The 2,145-nt window shown below is 65.9% G+C and carries 3 protein-coding genes; 2 read left to right on the top strand and 1 reads right to left on the bottom strand.

Annotated features, from left to right (window positions below; genetic code table 11):
* The first annotated feature begins 68 nt into the window (after positions 1-68).
* Positions 69-1,301 (top strand): IS110 family transposase, encoded by a 1,233-nt coding sequence (locus VK533_RS12290; protein ID WP_324378049.1) that lies wholly within the window; start codon positions 69-71, stop codon positions 1,299-1,301.
* Positions 1,258-1,503 carry a hypothetical protein gene (locus VK533_RS12285; RefSeq protein ID WP_324378047.1) on the top strand — a complete coding sequence of 82 codons (246 nt, stop codon included), beginning with the start codon at positions 1,258-1,260 and terminating at the stop codon, positions 1,501-1,503. Before VK533_RS12290 ends, VK533_RS12285 begins: the two co-directional genes overlap by 44 nt.
* A 31-nt stretch (positions 1,504-1,534) precedes the next feature.
* Here VK533_RS12285 and VK533_RS12280 read toward each other — a convergent pair.
* On the bottom strand, positions 1,535-2,145 hold a 611-nt coding region (locus tag VK533_RS12280; RefSeq protein WP_324378044.1), incomplete at its 5' end, for an RNA polymerase subunit sigma-70.

The following is a 2,145-nucleotide window of genomic DNA, read 5'->3' as shown; positions in this document are numbered from 1 at the left end:
GGGCTGATAGGCCATGAGTAGTGGCTGGACGGATTCTCTATGGAGGTCCGATTCAGAGGAGGCTGCTTATGTCGGTGTTGGGGATTGCGCTTGATCGGTCGACGGTGATCGTCGCCGTAGATCCAGGCAAGGCATTCAATCGGGTGTGGATCAGTGACGGCTCCGGGATGCTCGCTGATCCGATGTCGTTGGCCGTCTCGCGAGAAGGCGTTTCCCAGCTGGAGCTGGCGCTGAACAAGCATGGTCCAGATGCGCCGGTGATCGCGATCGAGGCGACGGGCAGTCTGCACCGGCCGTGGGTGACCGAACTGGAACGTCGTCATCCTGGTTCGGTACGGCTGTTCGCTCCGTCGGAGACGAAATCGGCTCGTATTCAGCTGGGTTCGGGCCGGTTCAAGACCGATGATCGTGACTGCGCGGCCTTGACGTACTTGGCACGTCAAGGTGGCGGTCGGCGCTACCGCGAGCAGTCGTCGGTGGAAGCGCTGCGTGCCGCAGTGCGGCATCGTCGTGGGTTGGTCGCTGACCGCAAGGTCGCTCAGCAGCGGTTGCACGACCAGCTCAATGCGCTGTGTCCTGGATTGTCGGCGCCGGCTGGTCATGGGCGCTGCTTGGCGGTGGAAACCCCGACTGGTCTGGCTGTGCTGGCGTGCGCTGCGGCTTTCTCGGGACGGGTACCGCAACTGCGGTCGCTGATGTGCCGGGCCCCGGGGCGGTTGACGGCTACTACCGCCGAGTACTGGCTGCAGCGGTGGCGCACCTGTCTGCCGCCGCCGGCAGACGCCGACCAACGCGCTCGGTGGCTGGCGCGCGATCTGGACCGCTATCGCCGTCTGCGCGACGATATCGAGGCCATCGACCTCGAAGTCATGGCATCGCTCGCCGATACCGACGGCCAGATCCTGACGACGCTGCCCGGTGTCGCCTCGATCCGCGCGGCGGCATTCGCCGCCCACAGCCTTCCCGTCGAACGCTTCCCTGATGCCGAACATCTGTACTCGGCAACGGGTTTGGCCCCGGCGCTCTATCAGTCGGCGACGCTCAATCGGCGCGGCCATATCTCCCGTCAGGGCCTGGCCGAGCACCGCGACGCTCTGATGGGCATTGCCTGGGGACTCTCGCAGTGCTCACCATCGTTCGTTGAACGACATGCCGAACTGCGGGCCCGTGGGATGGCACCCATTCAGGCACGGGTAGCCCTGGCTCGCCATGCCTGCCGGCTGGCCTTCCGACTACTGCGAACTCAACAACCTTTCGATGAACAGCGCTATCGTCGAGGAAGGCTCGGTCGCGAGCGGTGACGGCCATCAGGGCTATGCCGCACGACGGCGCAACCTAGCTTGCCGCCCGCTCGCGCTGGGCCGTCCTACGGCGCACATGAAAGCCTGCCGACTCAACGGCGACTATCAGCCTGCCGAACCACCACGGCCCAAAGCCAGACCTCACGATCAACTCTTCATCGCGCAACGAACCGAGGCCGACACCTCGGGCGATGGCGGCTGACAATCAACCACCTTGACTAACCGCGGGAAAGCTAGAGCGAGGCGGGCAACCCGAACTTATCGAACATGCCGTCGCCCGCGTGGAATGCCACCACGTGCGACACCCCGCCAGCCGAAATCTCCAACACGTGCAGCTGGAACTCCTCGTGCACGCCGGTCTCCCGGGTGAGCATGTAGAGGGCGGCAGCGGGCTGGCCGTTGGCGATGGTCCTGAGGAAGCGCATGTCGCCGGGCCCTTCGGCGGGGCAGTGCGTCTTGGACAGCGCGACGATGTTCTCCGGGCCCTGATACCAGCCGTCGAACGGTGGCATCTCGAAGATCGCCTCCGCGGTGAACAGCTCGACGAGCTTGTCCATGTCGTAGGCCTCGAATGCGGCGATGTACTGGCCGAGCAGGTCCTGCGCCTCGGGGTCCTCCGGCACGGTGATCGCGTCGTCCTCCTTGGGACCGACCGCCTCGAGCTGCGCGCGGGCGCGCTGCAGCAGGCTGTTGACGGCGGTCGTGGACGTACCGATCGCCGCGCCCACTTCGGCGGCCTTCCACTGAAGCACGTCGCGCAGCACCAGCACCGCACGCTGGCGGGCAGGCAGAACCTGCAGCGCCGCGATGAACGCCAGCCGCACCGAATCGCGGGATCCGACGA

The sequence above is a fragment of the Sphingomonas sp. genome (assembly GCF_035317925.1).
Taxonomy (GTDB): domain Bacteria; phylum Pseudomonadota; class Alphaproteobacteria; order Sphingomonadales; family Sphingomonadaceae; genus Sphingomonas_I.
The sequence above is the reverse complement of the archived record's forward strand: the minus strand, read 5'-3'. Positions and strand labels throughout refer to the sequence as shown.